This is a genomic window from Pilimelia anulata (genome assembly GCF_014647895.1).
Lineage (GTDB): Bacteria > Actinomycetota > Actinomycetes > Mycobacteriales > Micromonosporaceae > Pilimelia > Pilimelia anulata.
Genome location: NZ_BMQB01000005.1, coordinates 25,273 through 50,651, shown reverse-complemented (window position 1 = coordinate 50,651; position 25,379 = coordinate 25,273). Strand labels below are relative to the sequence as shown.

The 25,379-nt window shown below is 76.1% G+C and carries 22 protein-coding genes; 17 read left to right on the top strand and 5 right to left on the bottom strand.

Features of this window, described 5'->3' with window-relative positions:
• Positions 1–8 precede the first annotated feature (8 nt).
• Positions 9–1,505, bottom strand: coding sequence for a CYTH and CHAD domain-containing protein (locus IEY94_RS12455; RefSeq protein WP_189170313.1), 1,497 nt, complete (start codon positions 1,503–1,505; stop codon positions 9–11).
• Between the two features lie 310 nt (positions 1,506–1,815).
• Between IEY94_RS12455 and IEY94_RS12450 the strand changes: the two genes are divergently transcribed.
• Positions 1,816–2,403, top strand: a complete 588-nt coding sequence (locus IEY94_RS12450; RefSeq protein WP_189170312.1) for a TMEM165/GDT1 family protein — start codon at positions 1,816–1,818, stop codon at positions 2,401–2,403.
• A 93-nt stretch (positions 2,404–2,496) separates the two neighbouring features.
• Complete coding sequence (locus IEY94_RS24165; RefSeq protein WP_189170311.1) at positions 2,497–2,991, top strand: YchJ family protein; 495 nt, start codon at positions 2,497–2,499, stop codon at positions 2,989–2,991.
• Here the strand turns inward: IEY94_RS24165 and IEY94_RS12440 are convergent.
• Complete coding sequence (locus IEY94_RS12440) at positions 2,964–3,959, bottom strand: cytochrome d ubiquinol oxidase subunit II (protein WP_189170310.1); 996 nt, start codon at positions 3,957–3,959, stop codon at positions 2,964–2,966. The genes IEY94_RS24165 and IEY94_RS12440 overlap by 28 nt on opposite strands.
• Positions 3,956–5,296 (bottom strand): cytochrome ubiquinol oxidase subunit I, encoded by a 1,341-nt coding sequence (locus IEY94_RS12435; RefSeq protein WP_229783739.1) that lies wholly within the window; start codon positions 5,294–5,296, stop codon positions 3,956–3,958. Before IEY94_RS12435 ends, IEY94_RS12440 begins: the two co-directional genes overlap by 4 nt.
• 86 nt (positions 5,297–5,382) lie before the next feature.
• Here IEY94_RS12435 and IEY94_RS12430 point away from each other — a divergent pair, with 86 nt between their 5' ends.
• From IEY94_RS12430 to IEY94_RS12400, 7 genes are all read left to right on the top strand, one after another.
• Entirely contained in the window at positions 5,383–5,736 is a 354-nt protein-coding gene (locus tag IEY94_RS12430; RefSeq protein WP_189170309.1) for a BlaI/MecI/CopY family transcriptional regulator, read from the top strand.
• The gene (locus IEY94_RS12425; protein ID WP_189170308.1) at positions 5,733–6,482 is read left to right on the top strand and encodes a M56 family metallopeptidase; all 750 of its coding nucleotides are present in this window, start codon (positions 5,733–5,735) and stop codon (positions 6,480–6,482) included. The genes IEY94_RS12430 and IEY94_RS12425 overlap by 4 nt, the downstream gene beginning before the upstream one ends.
• A gap of 635 nt (positions 6,483–7,117) precedes the next feature.
• Complete coding sequence (locus IEY94_RS12420) at positions 7,118–7,588, top strand: hypothetical protein (protein WP_189170307.1); 471 nt, start codon at positions 7,118–7,120, stop codon at positions 7,586–7,588.
• 370 nt (positions 7,589–7,958) lie between these two features.
• A complete protein-coding gene (locus tag IEY94_RS12415) occupies positions 7,959–8,900 on the top strand; it encodes an NAD(P)-dependent alcohol dehydrogenase (RefSeq protein ID WP_229783736.1) in 942 nt (313 codons plus the stop codon).
• 237 nt (positions 8,901–9,137) lie between these two features.
• Complete coding sequence (locus IEY94_RS12410) at positions 9,138–9,542, top strand: VOC family protein (protein WP_189170305.1); 405 nt, start codon at positions 9,138–9,140, stop codon at positions 9,540–9,542.
• Positions 9,539–9,820, top strand: coding sequence for a winged helix-turn-helix transcriptional regulator (locus tag IEY94_RS12405; protein WP_189170304.1), 282 nt, complete (start codon positions 9,539–9,541; stop codon positions 9,818–9,820). The genes IEY94_RS12410 and IEY94_RS12405 overlap by 4 nt, the downstream gene beginning before the upstream one ends.
• Positions 9,821–10,102: 282 nt before the next feature.
• Positions 10,103–10,747: a dihydrofolate reductase family protein gene (locus tag IEY94_RS12400; protein WP_189170303.1), complete on the top strand. Its 645-nt coding sequence runs from the start codon at positions 10,103–10,105 to the stop codon at positions 10,745–10,747.
• A gap of 380 nt (positions 10,748–11,127) precedes the next feature.
• On the opposite strand, the gene IEY94_RS12395 is transcribed toward IEY94_RS12400, so the two are convergent.
• Complete coding sequence (locus IEY94_RS12395) at positions 11,128–11,778, bottom strand: pyridoxine/pyridoxamine 5'-phosphate oxidase (RefSeq protein WP_189170302.1); 651 nt, start codon at positions 11,776–11,778, stop codon at positions 11,128–11,130.
• A 321-nt stretch (positions 11,779–12,099) separates the two neighbouring features.
• Between IEY94_RS12395 and IEY94_RS12390 the strand changes: the two genes are divergently transcribed.
• The 8 genes from IEY94_RS12390 (at position 12,100) to IEY94_RS12355 (ending at position 24,367) form a co-directional block, all read left to right on the top strand.
• Positions 12,100–14,676: an FtsX-like permease family protein gene (locus tag IEY94_RS12390; RefSeq protein WP_189170301.1), complete on the top strand. Its 2,577-nt coding sequence runs from the start codon at positions 12,100–12,102 to the stop codon at positions 14,674–14,676.
• Positions 14,677–14,710: 34 nt separating this feature from the next.
• Positions 14,711–17,257 carry a hypothetical protein gene (locus IEY94_RS12385; protein ID WP_189170300.1) on the top strand — a complete coding sequence of 849 codons (2,547 nt, stop codon included), beginning with the start codon at positions 14,711–14,713 and terminating at the stop codon, positions 17,255–17,257.
• Entirely contained in the window at positions 17,254–18,228 is a 975-nt protein-coding gene (locus IEY94_RS12380; RefSeq protein ID WP_189170299.1) for an ABC transporter ATP-binding protein, read from the top strand. Before IEY94_RS12385 ends, IEY94_RS12380 begins: the two co-directional genes overlap by 4 nt.
• Positions 18,218–18,898, top strand: a complete 681-nt coding sequence (locus IEY94_RS12375) for an ABC transporter ATP-binding protein (RefSeq protein WP_189170298.1) — start codon at positions 18,218–18,220, stop codon at positions 18,896–18,898. Before IEY94_RS12380 ends, IEY94_RS12375 begins: the two co-directional genes overlap by 11 nt.
• Before the next feature lie 95 nt (positions 18,899–18,993).
• Positions 18,994–20,133, top strand: a complete 1,140-nt coding sequence (locus IEY94_RS12370; RefSeq protein ID WP_189170297.1) for a carboxylate-amine ligase — start codon at positions 18,994–18,996, stop codon at positions 20,131–20,133.
• A 182-nt stretch (positions 20,134–20,315) separates the two neighbouring features.
• Positions 20,316–21,680, top strand: a complete 1,365-nt coding sequence (locus IEY94_RS12365; RefSeq protein ID WP_189170296.1) for a helix-turn-helix domain-containing protein — start codon at positions 20,316–20,318, stop codon at positions 21,678–21,680.
• 195 nt (positions 21,681–21,875) lie between these two features.
• On the top strand, positions 21,876–22,811 hold the full coding sequence (locus tag IEY94_RS12360; RefSeq protein ID WP_189170295.1) for a M28 family peptidase: 936 nt from the start codon (positions 21,876–21,878) through the stop codon (positions 22,809–22,811).
• Positions 22,812–23,254: 443 nt separating this feature from the next.
• A complete protein-coding gene (locus IEY94_RS12355; protein ID WP_229783734.1) occupies positions 23,255–24,367 on the top strand; it encodes a LysR family transcriptional regulator in 1,113 nt (370 codons plus the stop codon).
• On the opposite strand, the gene IEY94_RS12350 is transcribed toward IEY94_RS12355, so the two are convergent.
• Positions 24,349–25,338 (bottom strand): LysR family transcriptional regulator, encoded by a 990-nt coding sequence (locus IEY94_RS12350; RefSeq protein ID WP_189170294.1) that lies wholly within the window; start codon positions 25,336–25,338, stop codon positions 24,349–24,351. The genes IEY94_RS12355 and IEY94_RS12350 overlap by 19 nt on opposite strands.
• Positions 25,339–25,379: the final 41 nt, after the last annotated feature.

Below are 25,379 nucleotides of genomic sequence, written 5' to 3'. Positions count from 1 at the left end.
CGGGGTGGTCAGTCGGCGAGCCAGTCGCGGACCTTGCCGGCCGCCGCGCGCCTGGCCGCCGCCGGCAGCCCGTGCAGGACGGCAGCGCCGGCCAGCCGCTGCTCGACGGCGAGCACCCCGTACGTGAAGCCGCTCGCCCCGTCCCGCTCGGCCCGGGCGGCGAGCCGGAGCAGCAGCTCCCCGGTGACGACGCTGTCCTGGTGGGTGCCGAGGACGTCCTGGAGCGCGGTCAGCCGGCGGACCAGCTTGCGGGCCGGCTTCGGGTCCAGCGGGGCGAGCGCCTCGGCGGCGTACCGGGCCCGCTTGTACAGCCGACGGGCGTGGTGCAGCCTCGCCTCCCGCTCGGGCTCCGGCGTGGGCAGCCGGCGGGTGGCCGGCGGCACCCGGTCGGGGTCGCCCTCGGCCAGCTCCCGGTCGGCCCGGTCCAGCGCGGCGGCGGCCAGCCGGCGCAGCTTCCTCGCGCCGGCCCGCACCGGCGTGTCGACCTGCTCGTCGACGGCGTCCAGCAGGGCGAAGAACCGGCCGCCGGCCAGCTCGCGGTCGAGCTGCTTGCGGGCCGGGCCGGCGTCGGCGGCCAGGTACCCGGCGAGCTGCTCGTCGACCGGGCCGAGGATCAGCTCGGCCGGCAGCTCGCCGACGGCCTCGGTGAGCCGGGTGGTCATCACGTCGCTGTCCCGGACCGGGCCGAGCAGGTTGGCCAGCCACTTCAGCTCGGCCCGCAGCGGCTCGCTGGCCGCGTCGTCGAGCACCGGTCGGAAGGTGCGCAGGGTGCTGCGCAGCCGCCGGATCGCCACCCGCATGTCGTGCACGGCGTCGGGGTCGCCGGACCGGACACCCGGCTCGTTGGCGACGATCGCGTCCCGCTGGGCCCGCAGGTACGCGGTGATCAGCGCCCCCGCGCCGCGGCCGGGCGCCGGGACGGCGGGCAGCCGCTCGCCCAGCGTCCGGGCCAGCTTGGAGCCCACGACGGCGGGGGTGGCGCCGCCGGCCTCCAGCGCCCCGGCGAGCGCGACGAGCACCTCGTCGTCGCCCTCGACCAGCTCGACCTCGACCTCGCGCCACTGCTGGCTGAGCAGGTCCTCGCCGAGCACCTCGCTGGTCACCCGGTCGTCGGCGACGAGCGCGAGGACGGTGCCGTCGGGGGCGAGGACGGGGTACTCGGTCCGCTCGGTCCGGACCCGGGCGATCGGCTGGAGCGCCCGACCGCGGGTGATCGCGGCCAGCTCGGCGCGCAGCGCGGCGGGGACGACGCCGGTGGACCGGCCCAGCGGGACCTGGATCTCCCGGCGGCCGCGCTCGGCGGGGCGCTTGGCGTGCCAGCCGGCGTCGGTGCCGCCGGTGCGCCGGCGCAGGGTGACCCGGCGGGCGGCCAGCCGCAGGTCGGCGGTGTCGTAGTACACGGCCTTGAGGGTGTGGGTCGCCGGCTCGCCCAGCCGGGCGTCGGGCACGGCGGCGCCCAGCTCGGGCAGGGCCGTGTCGGCGCCGAGATCGAATGTGGATTCCACTTCGAGGTGCGAGGGCATACCCGAACCTAACCGGCAATCGACCCCCGTGGGTGCTCCTGTGAGCCATCAGACGCATTTGCCCGACGCCCGGGCAAGGGGTGTTGGCGGCGGGCCGGGCGGGCGGCTAGGGTGGCGGGCGCGAGGGGGAGTAGCTCCCAATGTCGCGGTCGACACACTGACGCCCACGGGCGTCCGGCCGCGCGGCCCGGGCCGGTGGCCCGGGCGAGCGAGACCTTCGACTCAGGCAATTTCACGTTGCCGGGTCGAGGTCCGCGTGCCCTTGTCCCGGCCGTACCGGGAGGGCAATTCCATGACCGGCTTCCTCGTCGCGTGTGCCGTGAGCTTCGGCGTGATCTTCGTGGCCGAGCTGGGCGACAAGTCGCAGTTGATGGCGCTGACGTTCGCCACTCGGTTCCGCTGGCTGCCCGTACTGCTCGGGATCACGCTGGCGACCGCGGTGGTGCACGCCGTCTCCGTGGCCGTGGGGTACGGCCTCGGCGCCGCCCTGCCGACCGGCTGGATCGCGCTGCTGGCCGGGGTGGCGTTCCTCGGCTTCGGCGCCTGGACGCTGCGCGGGGACAGCCTCACCGACGCCGAGAAGCGCAAGGCCGAGCGGTCGACCGGCTCGGCGGTGCTGGCGGTGGCGGGGGCGTTCTTCCTGGCCGAGCTGGGCGACAAGACGATGCTGGCGACCATCACGCTGGCCACCCGGCACGGCTGGTTCGGCACCTGGCTGGGCTCGACGCTGGGCATGGTCGCGGCCGACGCGCTGGCGATCCTGGTCGGGCAGCAGCTCGGCCGGCGGCTGCCGGAGCGGGCGGTGCGGTTCGGCGCCGCGGCGCTGTTCGCGATCTTCGGGGTGTGGCTGCTGGTCGACGGCGTGCGCCAGCTCACCTGAGCCGCGCGGCGCGCGGCCGGGCCGGCGCGACAACGCGGGCCGCACACAGTGGCGGGCCGCGCGCGACAATGCGGGCCGCGCGACAATGCGGGGATGAGCCGTCGCCGCCAGCACCGAACCGACCGCGCCGGGACCCGGCCCGAGGACGCCCGGCCCGACCGCGCCGGCGGCACCCGGCCCGGCCCCGCCGGCACCCGGCCGGGCGGGCCGGCGGGGGCGGCGGGGCCGTGCCCGTGCGGGCTCGGCGAGCCGTACGGGGCGTGCTGCGGCCGGTACCACCGCGGCGAGCCCGCGCCGACGGCGGTCGCGCTGATGCGCGCCCGGTACACCGCCTTCGCCCGCGGCGACGCCGGCTACCTGCGCCGCACCTGGCACCCGCGCACCCGACCGCCCCGGCTCGACCTCGACCCCGGGCAGGAGTGGACCGGGCTGGCGGTGCTGGCGACCAGCGGCGGCGGGCTGTTCGACGCGGCCGGGACGGTGGAGTTCCGGGCGCGGTACCGGCTCGGCGGCCGGGCGGGCGAGGTGCGCGAGCACAGCGCGTTCGCCCGGCTGGACGGTCAGTGGCTGTACGTGGACGGCTCCTGAGCCGGCCGGCTGAACACCGCGTACAGCAGGGCCAGCGACGGCACGGTCACCGCGAACCCGGCCACCAGCACGCCGAGCGTGACCGGCAGCGTGGCGGCGGGGGCCGCGGCGGCGGCGACGGTCAGGTCCGGCGGGAGCAGGACGGGGTACTGCGCCACGCCCCAGCCGCCGACCACCGCGGCGACGGCGAGCGCGGCCGCGCCCCGGGCCAGCCGGTAGCGGCGGGCGAGCAGCAGCGCGATCGAGCCGAGGCCGCCGAGGGCGGAGAGCGCCAGCGCGGCGGCGCCGCGGTCGACCAGCTTCGCGGCGAGCGCGGGGGCGTCGGCGTGCAGGGCGGCCGTACCGGCCAGGGCCAGCGCCCCGGCGACCAGCGCGGCGCCGAGCGCGCGGCGGCGCAGCCGGGCGGCGAGCCGCGGGCGGCCGTCCACGACGGCCTCGCGGCAGAGGAAGACGGCGGCGAGGTACGCGCAGAAGGCCAGCGCCAGCGCGCCCGCGACCGGCGGGAACAGCCCGCCGGTGCGGCCGGTGGCGACGGCGCCGGCGCAGTAGCCGAGCGCGGCCGGGGCGATCGTGGAGGCGACGGCGAACACCCGGCCCCAGGCGGCGGTGCCGCGGACCGCGCCGGCCGGGTCGCCGCCGGCCGGGTCGGCGCCGTACTGGCGGAAGACGAACGCGGCGCCGCGCAGCACGATCCCGCACAGCGCGACCGCCAGCGGCACCGCGAGCGCCCGCGACAGCGCTCCGAACGCCGCCGGGAACCCGCTGAACAGGCCGATGAGGACGAACACCAGCCAGACGTGGTTCGCCTCCCAGACCGGGCCCATCGTGCGGCCGATCAGGGCGCGGTGGGCGGCGTCCCGGCCGGCGAGCAGGTCCCAGACGCCGCCGCCGAAGTCGGCGCCGCCGAACACGGCGTACGCGACGACGCCGCCGCCGATGATCAGCAGGATGCCGTCCGCGGCGGTCACCGGCGGACCCCGGCCGGCGTACGGCGGACCCCCGCCGGGCCGCTGACCCCCGCCGGGCGGCGGGTCTCGATCGGCGTGCGGGCGAGCCGGCGCAGGATCGCCACCAGCGAGGTGGCGAGGACGGCGTAGATCGCCAGGGTGGCGTACAGGTACCACTCCAGGCGGGGCGCGGTGGCGACGGCGTCGGCGGTGCGCAGCCTCAGGTGCACGATCCACGGCTGGCGGCCGACCTCGGTGGCGATCCAGCCGGCGATCAGCGCGACCACGCTGGCCGGGCCGGCGGCGGCGAGCGCGCGCAGGAACCAGGGCGCGGCGAAGCAGTCGGCCCGCCGGTACCGCCAGCGCCACGCCGCCCACGCCGACAGCGCCAGCAGCCCGAGCCCGATGGCGACCATCAGGTCGAACGAGTAGTGGGTGATCCCGACCGGCGGCCGGTCGGCGGGCGGGACGGCGTCCAGGCCGGTGACGACGGCGTCGGTCCGGCCGTGCAGCAGGAAGGACAGCACGCCGGGCAGCTCGACCGGGCCGACGGCGAGCGCGGCGTCCGGGCCGGTGCGGTGCAGGGCCTCCAGCGCGGCGAGCTTCACCGGCTGCCGGTCGGCGACCGCGCGGATGGCCCAGTCGCCGACGACCAGTTGCAGCGGGGTCACCGCGGCGGCGAGCGCGAGGCCGAGGCCGAGGCCGCGGCGGTGGTACGGGTCCGCCCGCTTGGCCGGGTCCCGGAGCATCGCGGTGGCGTACACCGCGGCGACGCCGAAGCCGGTGCACATCAGCGCGGCCAGCACCATGTGCACGACCTGGTGCGGGGTGGCGGGGGCGAGCAGCGGGGCGAGCGGGTCGGCGCTGACCACGACGCCGTTGACCTCGGTGAAGCCGACGGGGGTGTTCATCCAGGCGTTCGCGGTGGTGACGAAGCCGGCCGAGGCCATCCCGGACAGGGCCACCGGGACGCCGGTCCACCAGTGCCAGCGGGCGGGGAGCCGGTCCCAGCCGTACAGGTACAGCCCGAGGAAGATCGCTTCCAGGAAGAAGGCGAACGCCTCCAGGGTGAAGGCCAGGCCGAAGACGCCGCCGTACCGCTCCATGAACGTCGGCCAGAGCAGCCCGAACTCGAACGACAGCACGGTGCCGCTGACGGCGCCGACGGCGAACAGCACGGCGAAGGCGCGCGACCAGCGGCGGGCGAGGACGTACCAGAGCGGGTCGCCGGTGCGCAGCCAGCGGCCCTCGGCGTACAGCAGGAGCCAGGGCAGGCCCATCCCGAAGACGGCGAAGATGATGTGGAAGCCGAGCGAGAAGGCCATCTGCTCGCGGGCGGCGGTGAGATTGTCGAGCACGGCGGCACCCCCGGACTTCTACGTTACGTAGAACGTTCTACCCAACGTAGAATGGCGCCGTGCGGTACGGCGAGGAAGGGTGAGCAATGCCACGGCTGGGTGAGCTGGAACGGGCGGTCATGGAGGTCCTCTGGCGGTCCGACCGGCCGCTGTCGGCCAAGGAGGTCGGCGCGGCCATCGGCGGCGGGCACGCCGTCACCACGCTGCTCACGGTCCTGTCCCGGCTCGCCGGTAAGGGCGCGGTCGCCCGGGATCGGGACGGGCGCGGGCACCGGTACCGGCCGACCGCCAGCCGGGCCGCGCACACCGCCGACCTGATCCGCGAGGCGCTCGGCACCACCGACGACGCCGACGCGGCGCTGGCCCGGTTCGTCCACACGGCCTCGCCGGCCGAGACGGCCGCGCTCCGCCGCGCCCTGGCCGGGCTCGGCGAGCCGTGACCTGGCTCGCCGCGGCGCTCGCCGCGCTCGCGGTGCTGCTCGCCGGGCCGGTACCGGGGCGGCTCGCCGGCAGCGCGGCGGCGCTGCGCCGACCCGGGCCGGCGGTGCTGGCCTGGCAGTGCGTGGGGGCGGCGTCGGGGCTGGCGGGGATCGGGGCGCTGCTGGCGTACGGGCACAGCGGGGGGCCGCTCGCCGGGGCGGGGCGTGTTGGCGCGGCGGGACTGGCCGCGTACCTGGTCGCGGTCACCGGGGTGGTGCTGGTGCGGACGGTACGGCGGCGGCGGGCGCACCGGGAACTGCTGGACCTGGTGGCGGCGCCGCTGCCGGCGGTGCCCGGCGGGCGGGTGCTCGACTCGCCCGCGGCTACCGCGTACTGCCTTCCGGGGCGGCGGGGGCGGGTGGTGCTGACGTCGTCGGCGGTGGACCGGCTGTCGCCGGCGGCGCTGCGGGCTGTGGTGGCGCACGAGCGGGCGCATTTGGCGCAGCGGCACGATCTGGTGCGGCTGCCGTTCGCTGCCTGGCAGGCGGCTTGGCCGTTTCTGCCGGGGGCGCGGATGGCTCGGGCTTCGGTGGATCTGCTGGTGGAGGCGTTAGCGGATGATGCGGCTCGGCGGCGGGAGGGGGCTTCCGCTCTTGCCTCTGCGCTGTGTTCTGTGGCGTTGACCGGGGAGCGGGTTTCGGGGGATTCCTTGGGTACTCGGGTTCGGTTGGCTCGGCTCGGGCGGGGCGGTGCTCCGGTCGGCTGAATTTGGTGTGACGGGGTTGTGGCGGCGGTCGTCGGGCTGGCGGTGCGGGGCGGCGGGGTGAGTCGGGCGGGTCGTGGGCTGGCTTTGCGGTGGGTGAGGTGGCGGCCGTAGGGCGGGGAGGGGGTGGGTGACCCGGCAGGGGCGGTCAGGCTTGATCCCCTGCCGGGTCACCCACCCCCTCCCCGCTCGCGCGGCCAGTGATCCGGTTCGGACCTTGTACGGCCGCCGCCCGGACTGACCCGTGCTCTCGAGGACGCCCGGAACGGCAGCTCGCCGGACACGCGCCTGTGTGGCTTGTACGGCTCATGCGCGTGTGTGGCTTCGTTCGCGAGGTCGGGCGGCAGACGTTCGCGACTGTCGGCGGGTACGTTGCCGACGCCGCATGCGAGATGTTCGTGGACCGGTACCGCCTGTATCTTTGCCCCGGTGGCACCCCGTCAGTAGCTCCAGAGGCCCGCTCACCCTCCGTGCAGTCAACATGGCGAGCCGGGTTCAAGCGCACGAATCTGCCGACGTGAGTGCGTGCGCAGGGGCGTCGAGTGTTACCCGGTGCTCTACTCGTGTCTGTCCGAATATGCGCCCATCTTCGACTCGCTGCCATGCACGCGTGCGGGTTGACCTCTTACGCTGCTCTCATGAGCCAATCGCCAGGGGAGACTGGTTACGTCACGAAGCTGCTGGAGATCGAGTACGCACAAGTGCGGACACGAATCGACGCAATCGACGACATCCGGTTCAAGGTAAAAGGATGGGCGATAACCCTGTCATCAGCGTTGCTGGCCTTGGGCGTGAACAAAAACCAAGGCTGGATCATGGGGCTGAGCCTCCTGGTCGCCGCTGGCATGTGCTTGATCGAGGCGGACTACCTAATCCGGCAGGATGCTCTGCTGGCGAGGAGCGATCAGCTTGAGGACATGATGGAGCACATCCGTCGGCGTGGTGTCGATGTCGAGGTGGATGAATACGTCTTCGGCCTACGGGCAGTTTCACTCAAAGGCGTTTCCTGGCGGCACTTTCCACGCATGTTCGGAAGCCGTTCACGCGCGGGTTCAACCTATGTACTGATCGCGATAGCGTCGGTGATCGGCCTGATCCTAAAACTGTGATGGGCGGCATTACCGGATCCAAGAATACTTTCTAAACACTGAGAGCCCATGCCTAGCCCTCATCGCGGTGTGGAGCTTCGATGCTCGCGAGTTCGACGCGTACTCTGCCGTCGGTCGTGCGCGGTGACGGGCAGTTCCTTGGGCGTTCGTCCTTGTTTTGTGGCCGTCCGCGCCGGAGCCGAAGATCTCCGCGCTGGTTGCTTTGCGCGTGCATGCCCCCTCCGGTCGGCTCCGGTTGGCGGATCCCTGCGGCCGCGGAACATCAACCGCTTGTCTCGGCGTGCTATAAGGACATGGCGACCCTCCGCGGTGGATGCCGGGCGGCCGCCGTCGAGCGGAGAGTTGGGGTACGACGCGGATGAGAGCAATTGTGTACGACCGTTACGGCCCCCCGGACGTGTTGCGGATCGAGAGCCTTCCCACGCCGTCACCCGCCGCCGGGCAGGTGCTCGTCAGGATCGCGGCGACGTCGGTCAATCTCAGTGACTGGGAGACACTGCGTGGCACGCCGCTGTACTCGCGCATCGGTGGGCTGCGTGCGCCGGCACGCCGGACGCTCGGCTCGGACATCGCCGGTTGGGCCGACGCGGTCGGCCCGGATGTGACCCGGTTCCGGCCCGGTGACGAGGTGTACGGGGACAACCTCGCCCTCAAGGGCGGGTTCGCCGAGTACGCGATCGCTCCCGAGTCGGTGCTGGCGCCAAAGCCCTCGGCACTGACCTTCGCCGAAGCGTCGACCATTCCGCAGGCCGGTGTGATCGCCCGGCAAGGGACCGACGGCACCGAAGCCGGTCACCGGATCCTGATCAACGGTGCCGGTGGGGGTTCCGGCTCGTTCGCGATCCAACTCGCCAAGCGACTCGGTGCGCATGTGACCGGTGTCGACAACGCCGGCAAGCTCGACTTCATGCGATCACTCGGGGCGGACGAGGTGATCGACTACCGCAGCGAGGACTTCACCCGCGGCGGCCCGTACGACCTCATCCTCGACCTGGTCGCACACCGGTCGGTGTTCGCCTACCGCAGGGCGCTGACCCTCGGCGGCCGTTACCGGTGTGTCGGTGGATCGGTATCCGCACTGCTGCGCGTCCTGACCCTCGGCTCGCTGGCCGGTCTGCTCACGCGTCGACGGCTCAGCGTGCTCGCCGTCAGAGAGGGACCGACGCACTTCGAACCGGTGGCCGAACAGTGCGTAGCGGGTCACCTCAAAATTCACATCGACAGCACCTTCACCCTGGACGAGGTACCCGCAGCACTGTCCCGGGTGGGTGAGGGACTCGCGCTGGGCAAGGTCGTCGTAAGCGTGAATTGACCTTCACCACGCAGCCACCACCGATCAGCAGGCAGCATTCGCACAAGCGCCGCCGCGCGGGCGGTGGGTGATGAAACCGTGTTGATCTCTTCGAGCGAAGATCAGGTGCACGCTCGCCGCCACCAGGGTGCGCTCACCACGCGGCGGCCGACCACCGTAGGGGACGCAGCCGGTAGCCGACCGCGCGGGCCGTATGCCCCCTTGACGAGCTACTTGCATTTTGCAAGTATGGGCCGCATGAGCCTCTTCATCACCTGCCCGGTCGAGAGCGTCGAGCGCGCAACCGCCTTCTACACCGCCCTCGGCTGGACCCTCAACGCTGAGATGTCCGACCAGAACGTGTCATGCTTCGCGATCGCGCCCGAGCAGTACGTCATGCTCGGCAGCCGCGAGATGTACGCGAGCGTCGGCGGAGTCGAGCAGCTGATCGGCGGACCTCAGACGCCCTCCAAGGTCACGGTCTCGTTCGACCTGGGCAGCCGCGAGGCGGTCGACGAGCTCGTCGACCGCGCCGGCGCCGCCGGCGGGAGGATCGGTGACACCGACGACTACCCCTTCATGTACCAGCGCCAATTCGACGACCCCGACGGCTACCACTACTCACCGTTCTGGATGAAGGCGGACGCCGATCCGACCGCGTGAGCGACCTCGCCGCGGCCCTCGACATCGTCGGAGCACGGTGGGCCCTGCTCATCGTGGAACGGCTGCTCGACGGGCCACAACGCTACGGCGACCTGCAGCGCGACCTCGGCGTGCCCACGAACATCCTCGCGACACGCCTGCGCGAGCTCGAAGCGGCTGGCGTGCTGTTCCGCCTGCCCCTCCGACACAACACTCGGGCCTATGCGCTGACCGATCGCGGCCTCGCCTTGCGCGAGACCATCGTCGCACTCGGCAACTGGGGCAAAGACGACGCCTAGTGCCGCGACGGCTGCCAGGCGAGTGGCAGCCGCGTCTTCGACAGTGGCTCGGGCGGGCTTGGTATCGGCGTCGTCGTCGCAAAAGTGACCACCACTAGACATAGTCATTCGGGTTGACGGAACCTGGCGCAACACGATCAGGCTCCGTCGGTCGTCCAATAGGTCGACGGTGGGGTGCGGGCTTACCGATTTGCCTCCGGCATGCGCGCGGGCGCCCGGCTGGTCCGATACTGGCTGTAGTTGGCAACCGTCCTGCGCCGACCACGTCCGACCGGAGGAGATATGCCGCAACTGCTGAGGGTCCAGTGCTTCGCCGTGTCCCGGGACGGGTTCGGTGCCGGTGCGGGGCAGAGCCCGGAACGGCCCTTCGGTCACGCCGACCCTGCCGCCTTGTTCTCCTGGCGCATCGACACGGCCAGCTTCGTCTACCGCACGGAACCCGGCGGCAGCCGCGGCCTGGACGACTACATGACCCGCGACTACGACCACAACATCGGCGCCGAGATCATGGGGCGCAACAAGTTCGGGCCGCAGCGAGGCCCGTGGGACAACCACGAGTGGCAGGGATGGTGGGGCGACAACCCGCCGTTCCACACACCGGTCTTCGTCCTCACCCACCACGAACGCCCGTCGTTCACCCTGGCGGACACCACGTTCCATTTCCTCAACGCGAGCCCCGCCGAAGCCCTGGCCCGCGCCAAGGAAGCAGCCGCGGGTCGTGACGTGCGGCTCGGCGGCGGGGTCGCCACCGTCCGCGAGTTCATCGACGCCGACCTGGTCGACACGATGCACATCGCCGTCGCACCCATCGACCTCGGCCGAGGAGAGCGGCTCTGGGAGAGCCACACCGATCTTCTCGATCGCTTCCACCTCGACGAGGTGCCGAGCCCGAGCGGCGTCACCCACCTACTGTTCTGGAGGCGATGACGGCAACCTGTGCCCGCACTCTTCTGCCGTGGACAGGCGCGTCCCGCATTCGGGCCGCGCTCGACCGCGAGATCCGCGAGGAACTCGGCGGGACTGCCGCCATCCACCCCCAGCTCCTCACCCTCGCCCGGGGCGCCGACCGCGGGCACTTCTACCTCGGCCGTATCGATGCCTGGAACGAACGCGACCGCACCGGCCCCGAATTCAACGACCCCACCCGCGGCACCTACACCGTCGATCTCATTCCCTTGACCATTGCCGGGCTGGAAAGCATCAATATCAAGCCGGACGCGGTCGCCGAGTACCTCCGCGGACAGATCGTGGCTGGGACCGCGCTGTTCGACTGCCCGACCTTCGGTACCGCGCATGACGCGGTGCGGTCAGGGCCAGAGGAGGTGTTGGGTCCAGCCGTGGGAGGTGTGGGTGTAGCGGAGACGGATGTGGCGGCGGGTGGGGGTGCCCTGCCAGAACTCGACCGTCCGGGGCTGCACGGCGTAGACGGTGTGGTGGGGCGGGACCGTGTCGGGGGCCCGGTCCAGGGTGGAGGCGGCGGTGGTTCGCGCTTCGTCCAGGTCGGCAGGGCTCGCCAGGATGGCGCTCTGGCGGCCGGGTAGGCCGGCGATGCGGGAGTCGCGGGGGCGGGCGCGGAAGTCCCGCTCGCTGGTGGCCCGGTCCAGCGGGGTGACCGGACCGCGGGCGCGGACCTGGCGGCCCTGTTCCCGCCAGTACAGGGTGAGCGCGGCGGACGGGTTCGCGGCGATCTGGCGGCCCTTGGCGCTGCCCGCGTCAGCAGCGAACTGCCAGCCGCGGGCGTCGACGTCCTTGAGGATCAGGACGCGGGCGTCGGGTACGCCGTCGGCGTCGACCGTGCTGAGGACCATGGCGTGCGGCTCGGCGACGCCCGCCGCGACGGCGGCCGCGAGCCAGTCGGCGAACAGGTCGTCGGGGTGATCCGGCGTCGGAGCCGGGTCGAACGCCGGGAGCGGTCCGGCGAGAACCGGGAGGGCGCGCAGCACGTCGCGAAGAGTCATGCCGCGATCCTGCCCGTCAGCCCGACGACCCACGACCCATCAGCCCCACGACCACGAACCGGCAGCCCGACGCACATACGACTCGGCAACCCGGGACCACGAACCGACAGCCGCGACGACCACGGCCCGTGGGCCCCGACGGCCGCCGGCGCATCGGCACGGTAGCTCGACGTCCCCGACAGTCCGGCCGGCCGAGGACCTGACAACCTGGCGGCGCGGTGGCCGGCGGGCGAGCGGTGGCCGTTCGGGCGGTCAAGGGTGTCGCCCGGGGTCGTTAGGATCGGCCGGTCTGCTGTGGGATCGATCGGGGGTGCGCGTCCCATGCTTCTGCGTCGCGCCGCCGGGGCCCGCGGACCGCTCGCCGCCGTCGCCCTGACCGTCCTGCTCGCCGCCGCCCTCTGCACCGCCGTCCTCGCGCTGCACCGGGACGCCGGCGTGCGCGGCGCCCGGGCCGCTGTCGCGGCCGCTCCCCCCGCCGCGCGCAGCGTGCTCGTGCACCGGCCGGGAACAGCGGGGGACGACGCGGCGGTACGGGCCGCGCTGGCCGGGGTCGGGCCGGTGGCCGGGGCGCGGTACGGGTCCGGGCGGGCGCTCGCCCGCGCCGCCGACGGGTATGCCGCCCTGCTCACCGCCGACGACCTGCCGGCGCACGCGACGCTGGCCGCCGGCGCCTGGCCGGACGGTACCGGGGCCGCGCCGGGGGTGGCGCTGCCGGCCGCGGTCGCCGCGGGGCTGCGGCTGCGGGTCGGCGACCGGGTGCCGCTGACCGACCGGGCCACCGGGCGGGCCAGTGCGGTGCTGGTGGTCGGGGTGTGGACGCCGCGCGACCCCGCGGACCCGTACTGGCGGCTGCTGCCCGCCGCCCTCGACGCCGCGCCCGGCCGCACGACGAGCTGGCCGTTCCCGCTGGCCGCCGCCGACTTCGACCGGCTGCACCCGGCCGGCGCCGGGGCGGGCTGGGTCGCGGACGCGCGGTTCCCGGCCGGCGGGGACGCCGCCGCGGCCGCCGCCGTCGCCGCGGGGCTGCCCGCCGCGGGCGGCCGGGCCGCCGCGGCCGCCGGGTCCGGCGCGCGGGCCGAGACCGACGGCGCGGCGCTGGCCGCGCGGCTGGCCGTCGTCGGTACCGCCGGGCGCGCCGCCCTGCTCGGCCCGGTCGCGCTGCTGGTGATGCTGAGCGGGTACACGCTGCTGCTGCTCGGCGCGCTGCTGCACGACGCGCGCTGGCGCGAGTCGGCGCTGCTGCGGGCGCGCGGCGCGACCCGGCGGCAGCTCGCCGGGTGGGCGGTGGCCGAGGCGGCGGTGTTCGTCGTACCGGTGGCACTGCTCGCCCCCGCCGCCACCGCGGCGGCGCTGCGCGCCCTCGACCCGGCCGGCGGGCTGTGGTCGGCGCCCCCGTTCGGGCCGGCGTCCCGGCTGGTCGGCGGCGGCTTCGCCGTGCTCGCGGTGATCGCGCTGGCGGTGCCGGCGCTGCGGGTCGGCGACCGGTACGTCAACGAGCTGGCCGCGCACGCCCGCCCCACCCGGTTCGGCGCCGCCCACCGCGCCGGCCTCGACCTGGCGCTCGCCGCGGCGGCGGTGCTGGCCTGGTACGCCCTGCGCGACCGGCCCGCACCGACCGGCGCCGACCTGCTGCTCGTGGCCGCCCCGACGCTGGCCGTGCTCGCCGGGGCGGCGCTGGCGCTGCGGCTCGCCCCGCCGCTGATCGGCCTGGCGGAGCGGTTCGTCGACCGGCGGGACTGGTCCGCCGTCCTGCTCGGCATCCGGCAGGTGGCCCGCCGGCCGCACGCCGGCCCGCTGCTGCTGCTCGCCGCCGGGGTGGCGGTCAGCGCGCTGACCTGGTCCACCGTGGCCACCTGGCAGCGGTCGCTGGCCGACCGGGCCGACGCCGCCGTCGGGGCGGACCTGCGGCTGACCGCCGTACCGGGGCCCGCGCCCGCCGGGCGGCCCGCCGCCATCGCCGCGCTGCCCGGCGCCCGGGCGGTGCTGCCGGTCCGCCGGGGCAGCGAACGGATCGGCGCCGCGGACGGTACGAGCGTGCTGCTCGCGCTCGACGCCCGCGCGGCCGTCGGGGTGGTCCGCGGGCCGGGCGCCGACCTGCTGCCCGCGCTCGCCGCCGCCCGCCCCGCGCCGGGCGGGCCGGTGCCGGCGCTGGCCACCCCGGCGCTGCTGCGCGACCTGCGGATCGGCGTCGGCCAGCAGGCCGGCGTGCCGCTCGCCGGGCGGACCGTGCCCGCGCTGATCACCGGTACGGTCGAGGCCCTCCCCGGCGCCCCCGGCGCCGCCCGCGGCCTGCTGCTGGACGCCCCCGCGCTGGCCGGGCACCTGCCCGGCGCCGACGCCGCGCCGACCGAGTGGTGGCTGGCCGCCGACGGCCCGGCCGCCGCCGCGGCCGCGGCGGACCTGCCCGGCCTCACCGTGCTGGACCGGCGGGCGGTCGCCGCCGCGAACGCCGCCGACCCGTCCTGGCGGGCCGCCCGGGCGGCATACCTGGTGGTCGGGTTCGGGGCGCTGCTGATCGCGCTGGCCGGGTTCACCGTGGACGCCCGGGCCGGGTCGCGGCGGCGGCTCGGCGGGCTGGCCGTCCTGCACGCGCTCGGCGCCCGGCCGCGCTGGCTTGCCCGGGCGGTCGTCACCGAGCAGACGCTGCTGGTCGGCGTCGGGGTGGCGGCCGGGCTGGCGATCGGCGCGGTCGTGGCGACCGCGCTGGCGCCGCTGGTGATCCTCACCCCCGCGGCGGAGCGGCCGGTACCGGCGCCGGCGCTGGTCCTGCCGTGGCCGGCGCTGGCCGGTACGGGCGCCGCGGTGCTGCTGGCGGCGGCGCTGCTCAGCGCGGCCACGGCCGCCCGCGCCCGCCGCGACCTGCCCGCGGCCGCCCGGCGGATCGGGGACGGATCGTGACCGCGCGCGGCCGCCCGGGACCGGGGGTGGCGGCGTGATCGGGCGGCGGCTGCGGGCGTACGCGGCGCACGTGGCGGCGCTGGCCGTGCTCACCGGTACGGCCGCGCTCGTGTTCACCGCCGCCCCGCGGCTCACCGCCCGGGCCACCGACGCCGGCCTGCGCGCCACCGTGGCCGGGACGCAGCCGCGGGCGCGGGACCTGGAGTACCGGTTCGACGCCCGCGGCCTGCCCGACGACCCGACCCCGGCCGCCGGCGCCGCCGAGCTGGACGGGTTCGGGGCGGGGCTGCCGCCGGCGGTCCGCCGGCTCGTCGCCGAGCGCTGGTACGGCACGTCCGTCGACCCCGGCCAACTGGCGGCCGCGGGCGCGGACCTGCACCCCGACCGGCAGGCGCTCACGATCGGCCTGCGCACGCTCACCGGCGCCCGGGACGCCGCCGTCCTCACCGCCGGCCGCTGGCCGCGCAGCACGCCGGCCGCGCTGGAGGTCACGGTCGCCGACGGGGTCGCGCGGCAGCTCGACCTGCGGGTCGGGGCGCGGTTCACCCTCGGCCGGACGCAGGCCGGCGGCGCGCCCGTACCGGCCCGGATCGTCGGCGTCTTCGCCGCGCGCGACCCGGCCGCCGGGCTGTGGCAGCTCGAACCGGGCGTGCTGGCGGTCCCGCCGACCGCCGCGGACACCCCGTACGAGGTGAGCGCGCTGACCGACGACGCCGGCATGACCGCGGCCGTCGGCCACGGCTGGCCGGTGACCCACGCCTGGACGTACCGGACCGACCCCGGCCGGATCCGCGCCGCCGACCTGGACGCGGTCCTGCGCGGCCTCGACGCGGTGGCCCGCGGCACCCCGCCGGGCGTCCGGTTCGGCACCGGCCTGGCCCGCCCGCTGGACCGGTTCGCCGCCGCCCGGGCGGCCAACGCGGCGACCGCCGCCACGGTCTCCGGCGGCGTGTTCGCCGCCCTGGTCGGCCTGGTCGGCCTGGCCGCCGCGCTGCTGGCCCGGCGCCGCCGGGGTGAGATCGCGCTGCTGCGGGCCCGCGGCGCCGGCGCCCGGACCGTCGCCGCCCGGGCGCTCGCCGAGGGCCTGCTGACCGCGGGGCCGGCGCTGGCCGTCGGCGTGCTCGCCGGGTACCTGCTGCCCGGTGCGCCCGCGGGGCCGCCCTGGCTCGCGCTGGCCTCCGGGGTCGCGGGCGTGCTCGCGCTGCCGGCCGCGTTCCTGGCCGCGCTGCGCCCGCCGGCCCGGGGCGGGCGGCGGGCCGCGGCCGCCCGCCGGCTGGTCGCCGAGGTGCTGGTGCTCGCGGTCACCGCGGGGGCGGTCGCCGCCGCCCGGGCGGGCGGCGGGGCGCTGCTGGTCGCCGTACCGGTGCTGGTGGCGGCCAGCGCGACCGTGCTCGCGCTGCGGCTGTACCCGCTGCTGCTGCGGCCGGTCGCCCGGCTCGCCGCGCGGTCCCGCGGGGCGGCGTTCTTCCTCGGCACCGCCCGGCTCAGCCGGGCACCGCAGCCGCTGGCCGGGCCGCTGATCGCCGTCGTCGCGCTGACCACCGCGCTGGCCGCGGCCGCGATCGACGGGTCCATCGCCGCCGGCCGGGACACCGCCGCGGACCGGGCCGTACCCGGCGACGCCGTGGTCACCGGCCAGCCGCTGCCGGCGCCGACCGTCGCCGCGCTCACCGCCGCGCCGCGGGCCGCCGCGGTGCTCAGCGGCTTCGCCGACCGGCGGATGGGCGCGAGCGAGAGCGCCGAGGTGATCGGGTACACCCTCGTCGTCGACGCCCCGGCGCTCGCCGCGGTGCACCGGGCCACCGGCCGCGGCCGGGCCGTACCGGCGGCGCTGGCCGGCGGGCCGGCGTGCGGGGACGGGCCGGTGCCGGCGGTGGTCTCCCCCGCGCTGGCCGCGCGGCTGCCCGGCCGCGGCGTCACCCGGGTGCACGACCAGCGGTGCGAGTTCGCGGTGGCCGCGGTCGCCGACTGGTTCCCGGCGGTGCCGGCGGGCGTGGCGTACTTCGTGGTGCTGCCCCGCGCCGCCGTCACCGCGCACGCCGGGCGGCCGCTGGAGCCCACCGCGATCGCGGTCGCCGGCACGGCCGGCGGCGTCGCCGGGCCGGGGGTCGAGGTGCGCCGCTGGACCGGGTACCGGGCCGAGCTGGACGCCCGCGGCGTGCACCCGATCCTCGCCGCCGCGCTGCGCCTGGGCACCGGCGCCGGGCTGCTGCTGGCGCTGCTGGCGATCGGCTTCGGGGTGCTCGCCGGCGCGGCCGAGCGGGTGGCGCTGCGCCGCCGGGTCCGTACGCTCGGGCTCACCGCCGGCCAGTGGCGGCTGCTGCTGGCCGTCGAGCTGGGCGTACCGCTGGCGGTCACCCTGCTCACCGCCGCCGCGGCCGGCGCCGCGCTGCCCCGGCTGCTCGCCCCGGCGCTGCGGCTGACCGACTTCACCGACGGCGCCCCGGCACCGGTCGGGGTGACCGCCGGACAGGTCGCGCTGGTGCTCGGCGTCGGCGCCGCGGCCGCGGCGGTCGCGCTGGCGGTCGAGGGCGCCGCGGGCCGGCGCCGCGGCGGCCGGGACGAGGGAGAGGTGACATGACCGAGCAACCCGACCTCGGGGCGATGCAGCGGGCGGCGAGCGCCGCCGCGGCCGCCCGCACGCCCGGCCGCGCGGCCGGCGCGGGGCACATCGTCTGCGAGGGCCTGGTCCGGATCTACCAGCCGGAGGGCGTCGAGGTCGTCGCCCTGCAGGGGCTGGACCTGACGGTGCGGCGGTCCGAGCTGCTGGCGATCGTGGGCGCGTCCGGCTCCGGCAAGTCCACCCTGCTCAACATCCTGTCCGGGCTGGACACCCCGACCGCGGGGGTGGCCCGGGTGGCGGACTGCGACCTGCTGTCGATGACCGCGCGGCAGCGGCTGCGGTACCGGCGGCGCACGGTCGGCTTCGTCTGGCAGCAGACCGGCCGCAACCTGCTCGGCTACCTGACCGCCGCGGAGAACGTGGCGCTGCCGATCCGGCTGGCCGGCGGCCGCCGGCGGGCCGCGGACGCCCGGGCCCGGGAGCTGCTGGACCTGGTCGGCGTCGCCGGCGTCGCCGACCGGCGGCCGGTCGGGCTGAGCGGCGGCGAGCAGCAGCGCTGCGCGGTCGCCGTGGCGATGGCGAACGAGCCGGAGGTGCTGCTCGCCGACGAGCCGACCGGCGAGCTGGACGAGACGACCGCGGACGAGGTGTTCGCGGCGCTGCGCACGATCAACACCGCCCTCGGTACGACGGTGGTCGTGGTGACCCACGACGCGGCGGTGGCCGGGCAGGTCCGGCGCACGGTCGCCATCCGGGACGGGCGGACGGCGGCCGAGGTGCGCCGCACCACCCGCACCGGCGACGACGGCCGGACCGAGGAGGTGACCCGCGAGTACGCGGTCCTGGACCGGGCCGGGCGGCTGCAACTGCCGACGGAGTTCGTGACGGCGCTGTCGCTGCGCGACCGGGTCCGGCTGGACCTGGCGCCGGACCACGTCGCGGTCCGGCCCGCCGAGGAGGAAGAGGACGGGGCGCCCGATGGCGGATGAGATCCTGCGGGTGGCCGGCCTGCGCCGGGAGTTCGGCCACGGCGACCGGGCGGTGCACGCGCTGCGCGGCGTCGACCTGACCGCCCGGCGGGGCGAGCTGGTGGCGATCCGCGGCCGGTCCGGCGCCGGCAAGACGACGCTGCTCAACCTGATCGGCGGCCTGGACCGGCCGACCGCCGGGGACATCACGGTCGCCGGGCGGGACCTGGCCACCGCCGACGGGGCGGAGCTGGTCGCGCTGCGCCGGGAGACGATCGGGTTCGTCTTCCAGTCGTTCGGGCTGCTGCCGATCCTCACCGCCGCCGAGAACGTCGGGATGCCGCTGCGGCTGGCCGGCGTACCGGCGGCGGCCCGGGAGGAGCGGGTGGCGATGCTGCTCGAACTGGTCGGCCTCGGCGGGCATGCCCGGCAGCGGCCGGCGGAGCTGTCCGGCGGCCAGCAGCAGCGGGTGGCGGTCGCCCGGGCGCTGGCCCACGAGCCGCCGCTGCTGCTCGCCGACGAGCCGACCGGTCAGCTCGACTCGCAGACCGGGTACGCGATCATGACGCTGCTCCGGGCCACCGTCTCCGCCCGCGGCACCACGGTGGTCGTCGCCACCCACGACCCGGCGCTCGTGGAGGTTGCCGATCGGGCACTGACCCTGCACGACGGGCAGCTCACTCGGGGCTGATCGGGCAGCCCGGACGGGGGACGGGCCCCGTTTCCGGCGCCGACCGCTCGGGTACCGCGAGAACACATGTCGCTACCCAGACGGGAGGCCGCCCGATGACGGGTTCCGGTGTCGTTCGCCCACCGCTGCGCCTCGGCGTGGAGGAGGAGTTTCTCCTGCTGGACCCGGACACGGGCCAGTCCAGCCCGCGGTCCCGGGCGGTGATCGAGGCGGTGCCGGCGGACTGGCGCGCCCACCTGCAGTACGAGTTCCTCTCGGCCCAGGTGGAGATCGGCACCCCGCCGACCCGCGACCTCGGCGAGCTGGAGCGGTCGCTGGCCGACCTGCGCGGCACCGTCGCCGCCGCGGCCCGGTCCGCGGGCGCCCGACTGGCCGCCGTCGGCGCCCCGCCGCTGCCCGGCCCGGCCGCCCCGGTGGTGGCCCGGCCGCGGTACCTGGAGCTGGCCAACCGGTACGGCGCGCTGGCCGACGGCACGGCGCTGAACGGCATGCACGTGCACGTCGAGGTCGCCGACCGGGACCTGGCCGTCCGGGTGCTGAACCACGTGCGCCCGTGGCTGCCGGTGCTCGCCGCGGTCAGCGCGAACTCGCCGTACGCCGACGGCCGGGACACCGGCTTCGCGAGCTGGCGCTCGGTCCGCTGGGGCACCTGGCCGACGGTCGGCCCGACCCCGCTGCTGCGCTCCCCCGCCCACTACGCCGAGCTGGTCGAGCGGCTGATCGACGGCGGCGTGATCATGGACGAGGGAATGGTCTACTGGTTCGCCCGGCTGTCCCGGCACCTGCCGACGGTGGAGATCCGGCTCGGCGACGTGCACGCCACGGTCGCCGACGCGGTCCTGTCGGCGGCGCTGGTCCGCGGCCTGGTCGGCCGGGCGCTGGACGACGTGGCGGCCGGCGCGCCGGTCCCCGCCGTACCGGACGCGCTGCTGCGCGCCGCCCACTGGGCGGTCGCCCGCGACGGCCTGGCCGGGCGGGTGGTCGACCCGGTCTCCGGCGCCCAGCGCACCGCCGGCCGGCTGCTCCGCGACCTGGTCACGCGGATCACCCCGGTGCTGCGCCGGCACGGCGACCTGGCGGCCGTACGGGAGGGCGTGCAGCGGCTGCGGACGGCCGGCATCGGGGCCGCCCGGCAGCGGGCGCACGTCCGCGCGACGGGCACGGTTGAGGCATTGCCGCCCTATTTGACCGCAATGACCGAGCCCGCGGAGGCAGTGGCCGACTTCGCGGCGTGACAGAACTGCTCGGATCAGCGAGTATCAAAACTGTTGAATGGACGCCCACCCCGCGCCCGACCTGGCCAGCCACCGACCGGACCCCCTCCGCGCCGATCGGGAATGTTCCCGCGTCGGCAGGGACCGCCCCCGCGTGCCCCCCGCGGCCGGGCGTGGGCCCGACGGGAATGGACACGCTGACGGTGACAGAACAGGTCGATTGGACGGCGTTCGGCCGACTCCTGCGCGACCTGCGGCGACGCCGGGGGCTGACGCAGCTCCAACTGGCGGACCGCCTGGGGTACCACCACACCCAGATCAGCCGGCTGGAGTCCGGCCGGCGGCAGCCCGGCGAGGACTTCACCGAGCGCGCCGACCGGCTGCTGCGCGCCGAGGGCGCGCTGACGTCGCTGCGGCACGCCACCCGGCGCCGCCGCCCGGCCAGCCGGTCCACGTCGCCGATCCCGGCCGTACCGCTGCCGGCCGGCGTCCTGCCGGCGACCGTGCTGCGGCCGGACAACCGCTGGCCCAGCCACCTGCCCGCGGCGGGCGTGTTCTGCCCGCTGCACCCCGCCGACGCGTGCGCGCTGCCCGAGCCGGCGGCGCTGACCGCGTACTTCGCGGTACCGGGCCGGCTCACCCGGCAGCCGCAGTGGCGGGACCCGTTCGCCGTGCACGCGTTCGCCGCGCTCGCCGCCGTGTACGCGCTGGCCGGCGACCGGCAGCACACCGCCCGCGGGCTGCCGCTGGTCGAGGCCCTCGGCCACGCGCTGCGCCGGTGGGCGCTGACCAGCGCCGACCCGGCCGACCGGCGGATCCCGCTGTGGCTGGCCGCCACGTACGCCCGGCTCGCCGGCCGGCTGCACTTCGTCGGCGGGCGCAACGGCCCGGCGATGACCTGGCTCGGCATCGGCGCGGACTGGGCCGAGCTGGCCGGCGCCGCCGACACCCGGGCCACCCTGCTCGCGCACATGTGCATGGTCGCCTGCGCCGACCGGGACGCCGTCGCGCTGCTGGAACTGGCCCGCCGCCTCGCCACCACCCGCCCCGAGCGGGCCTGGACCCGGGCCGCGGCGAACCTGCACGCCGCCCGCGGGCACGCGCTCGCCGGCCGCCCGTACGCGCACCTGCACCACCTGCGGCTCGCCCACGACTGGCGCCGGCGGGCGGACGGCTGGGACCGGCTCAGCGCGCCGTGGCTGCCCGGCCAGCGCGGCGACGTCGTGCTCGCCTCGCACCACGGCGCGGCGCTGCGCGACCTGGCGGCGCTGAGCGGCGACCGGCGGCAGGCCCGGTCGGCGGTCCGGGAGATCGCCCGGGTGTGGGACCCGGCCGCGCCCGCCCCGGAGAGCCTGATCTTCACCGCCCGGCTGGCCGACGCGCACGCCTGCGCCGGCGACCTGGACGCCGCGCTGGCCACGCTGGACGTCCTGCCGCCGCCGACCGCCGAGCCGCACGGGCTGCTCGCGCACGAGCTGACCGGGCTGCGCCGCCGGCTGACGTCGCTGGGCGCGCCGCGCAGCCGGGCCGACATCTGGCTGAACCCGCCGGCCCAGCGCGCCGGCTGACCGTGCGGGGCGCGGCCGCGCCCGCGGTTCCCGACCGCCGCTCGCGTTCCGTGCCGCAAATCCGGGCGTACGGCGCGGAGGGCATCACCAGATTGATGGATTGGCATCTATACACGCATGCGCGGGACACGTACGGTCGAGGCACATCGACACATCGATGACTTTCCCTGCCTGCCCGTCCCCCCGGGAGTGCCCATGCGCCTACGCCCCCTCGCTGTAGCCGGCCTCGTGGTCGCCGTCAGCGCCGCGAGCGTCCTCACCTCCACCCTCGCCAACGCGCAGCCCGCCGCGGTCCCCGCCACCCTGGTGACCGCCGGCCCGCCGACCGTCAGCAAGGACGCGGTGATGACGCACATCGCCGACCTGCAGAAGATCGCGGACGCCAACGGCGGCACCCGCGCCCACGGCCGCGCCGGTCACAAGGCGTCCGTCGACCAGGTCAAGGCCAAGCTCGACGCCGCCGGCTTCAAGACCCAGCTCGCCCCGTTCAACCACCAGGGCGCGCAGGGCTGGAACCTGATCGCCGACTGGCCCGGCGGCGACGAGAGCAACACCCTGATGGTCGGCGCGCACATCGACAGCGTGACCGCCGGCCCCGGCCTGAACGACAACGGCTCCGGCTCCGCCGCGATCCTCCAGGTCGCCCTCGAGGTCTCCAAGGCGCAGCTCAAGCCGCAGCGGCACCTGCGCTTCGGCTGGTGGGGCGCCGAGGAGCTGGGCCTGATCGGCTCGACCCAGTGGGTGAAGAACCTGCCCGCCGCCGAGAAGTCGAAGATCAAGACGTACCTGAACTTCGACATGGTGGCGACCAAGAAGGTCTCCAAGTGGGGCATCTACACCGACGGCGACAAGGCGCTGGGCGCCGAGCTGAAGGCCTGGTTCGACGCGCGCAACGTGCCGAACGTGGGAATCAACATCAACTCGCGCTCGGACCACGCCGCCTTCCGCAACGCCGGCATCCCGGCGAGCGGTGTGATCAGCGAGGACAGCCTGAGCAACCTCGACCCGTGCTACCACAAGGCCTGCGACACGCAGACCTCGCTGAGCCCGGACGCGCTGACCCTGGCGACCAACATGATCGCCGGCGTCACGTGGAAGCTGTCGGGCGCGCAGGTGGCCGCCCGCGGCTGATCGCCGGATCCGCGCGAACGGGCGCCCCGGCCGCACCGGTGAGAACCGGTCCGGCCGGGGCGCTCCCGCGCCGTCCCCCGTGCGGCACAGCCAAGGGCCGCCGGTGGGCGCGCGCCGCCGGTCCCGACGCCGGCCGCGCGCCCGCGCGGACATCCGGCGGCCCGGGAATGCCCGGTCGAAGCGCGCCCGGGTCCGCCGATCTCATTCACGTACGTCATAGCGTTCAGCATCCGCGCACCAGTGCGGGCGGACCCGTTCGGGCCCGTCGCCACACCGTTGCGCAGGGTCAGCACGCCGCGTCGCTCCGCCACTATGCGCGGACCGGCGGGCGCCCGGCCAATCCCGATGTCCCATACGCCGGCCCTATGCCCTCCTTTCCCGCACCGATTTCCGCCGGCCCTGTTCCCACCGGGCGACCAGCGGATTTAGGGTGAGGAATGGACTTGGAGGTACGCCACCTGCGGTACATAGCCGCCGTCGACGCCGCCGGCAGCGTGACCCGGGCGGCCGCGGCGCTGGGGCTCTCCCAGCCGGCGCTCAGCGCGCAGGTGCGCCGCATCGAGGACGTCCTCGGCGCCCGGATCTTCGAGCGCGGCAAGCACGGCGCCCGGCCGACCGAGGTGGGCGAGGTGCTCCTGTCCCGGGCCCACGAGGTGCTCGCGGCCGTCGACGACATGCGCCGGTCCGTCCGCCGGCTCCAGGACGGCGCCGGCGCCGGCCAGCTCCGGATCGGCGCGCTGCGCAGCGTCCTCGCCGAGATCGCCTGCACCGTGGTGAACCGGGTCGCCCCGGACCGCACCGTCGACCTGACCGTCGTCGGCACCCGGGCCGCCGCCGTCAACGGACTGGTCGACGGCGACCTGGACCTGGTCCTGCACATGGACTTCCCCGGCCGCGAGTGGGTGCCGCCGCCGGGCGTGCGGATGCTGCCGATCGGCGCCGAGCCGGTGTTCGCGGTGGTACCGCCCGAGCACCCGGCCGCCCGCCGGCCGGGCGACGCCGACCTGGCCGACATGGCCGGCACCCGCTGGCTGGTCTCCCCCGGCGACGACGACTTCGCGTTCCACGTGATCGACCGGTGCGGCCGGGCCGGCATCGGGCCGGTGACCGCCCGGGCGGCCGACCCGCTCGTGGCCACCCAGCTCGTCCGGCGCGGCGACGCGGTCGCGCTGGTGCAGGCGCTGGACAGCGGCATCACGCTGCCCGGCGTCGTGGTGGCGCTGCGCGGCACGCCGTTCCGGATCCGGCACCTGCTGCTGTGGTCCGAGGCCGGGCGGGCCGACGCGGCGCTGGTCGAGCGGATCCGCGCCGCGCTCATCGCCCGGTACGTCGAGCTGGCCCGGGACCGGTGCCGGCTGCCGCAGTGGTTCGCGCACAACCCCGGCTGGCTGGGCTCCCCGCTGGAGGGCCGGACCGCCGGCCGCATCCCCGCCCCCCGCCCGGCCGAGCCGCCGGCCCGGACCGCGCCCGCCCGCGCGGCCGCCGCGACCCCGGCGCCCGCCGCCCGGGCGGAGCTGCCGCGGACGCCGGCCGCCGGTCAGGCGCAGGGGTCGTAGCTCTCCACCGGCCGCGGCGGCGTCGCCCGCCACTCGGGGTGCCGGTCCCGCCAGGCCCGGTACGCGGGCCGCTCGTCGACCGTGGCCCGCTGGTTGGTCACCAGCTCCGTCCACAGCCGGTGCACGTCGCCGGGCCGCAGCGGCCCGTCGGTCTGCCAGTACAGGCTCGTCCGCATCCGCAGCGGCGCCCGGGCCAGCGGGACGATCGACAGGCCGGCCGGCGGCCGGCTGGACGCCATCATCACCAGCACGCCCCGCCCGCGCTGGACCATCGGCAGGGTCTCGGCGAACTCCAGGTCGCTGATCCGCGGCGTGTACCCGGCGCGGCGGCAGGCGCCGATGAGGTGCACCGCGAGGTCGGGGCGCGGGCTGCGGATCATGCAGTACGTCTCGCCGGCCAGCTCGGCCAGGTCCACCTCGGCCCGCTCGGCGCACCGGTGCCCGGCCGGCAGCCCGACGAACAGCGGCTCGACCGCGACCACGACCCGCTGCACGCCCGGCGGCACCGGGTACTCCGCGCCGGGGAACTCCACGATCAGCGCGGCGTCGATCCGGCGGTCGGCGAGCAGGTCGAGCCAGGAGGAGCCGTCCACGCCGATGCGCACGTCCACCGACGCGCTGACCACCCGCATCGAGATCAGCGACAGGCTGGCGGCGTGGGCGCCGGGGGTGCAGCCGAACCGGATCGTCGGCATCGAGTCCGGCGCGCGGTACGCGGCGGCGGTCGAGTCGAACCGCTCCAGCGCCTCCAGCACGGTCAGCGCGTGGGTGGCGACCAGCTCGCCCAGCCGGGTGGCCGCGGCGCCCGCGGCGCCGCGGTGGAACAGCCGGCCGCCGGCCAGCCGCTCCGCGCGCCCCAGCGCCTCCGTCGCCGACGGCTGGGTCATCCCCAGCGCGGTCGCTGCGGCACTGAGCGATCCCGTGTCGACGATCGCCCGCACCAGCCGGAGGTGCCGGAATTCCAGCTCCATGGATCGCACTCTATGCATGCGACGGCGATCGCGGAAGATCC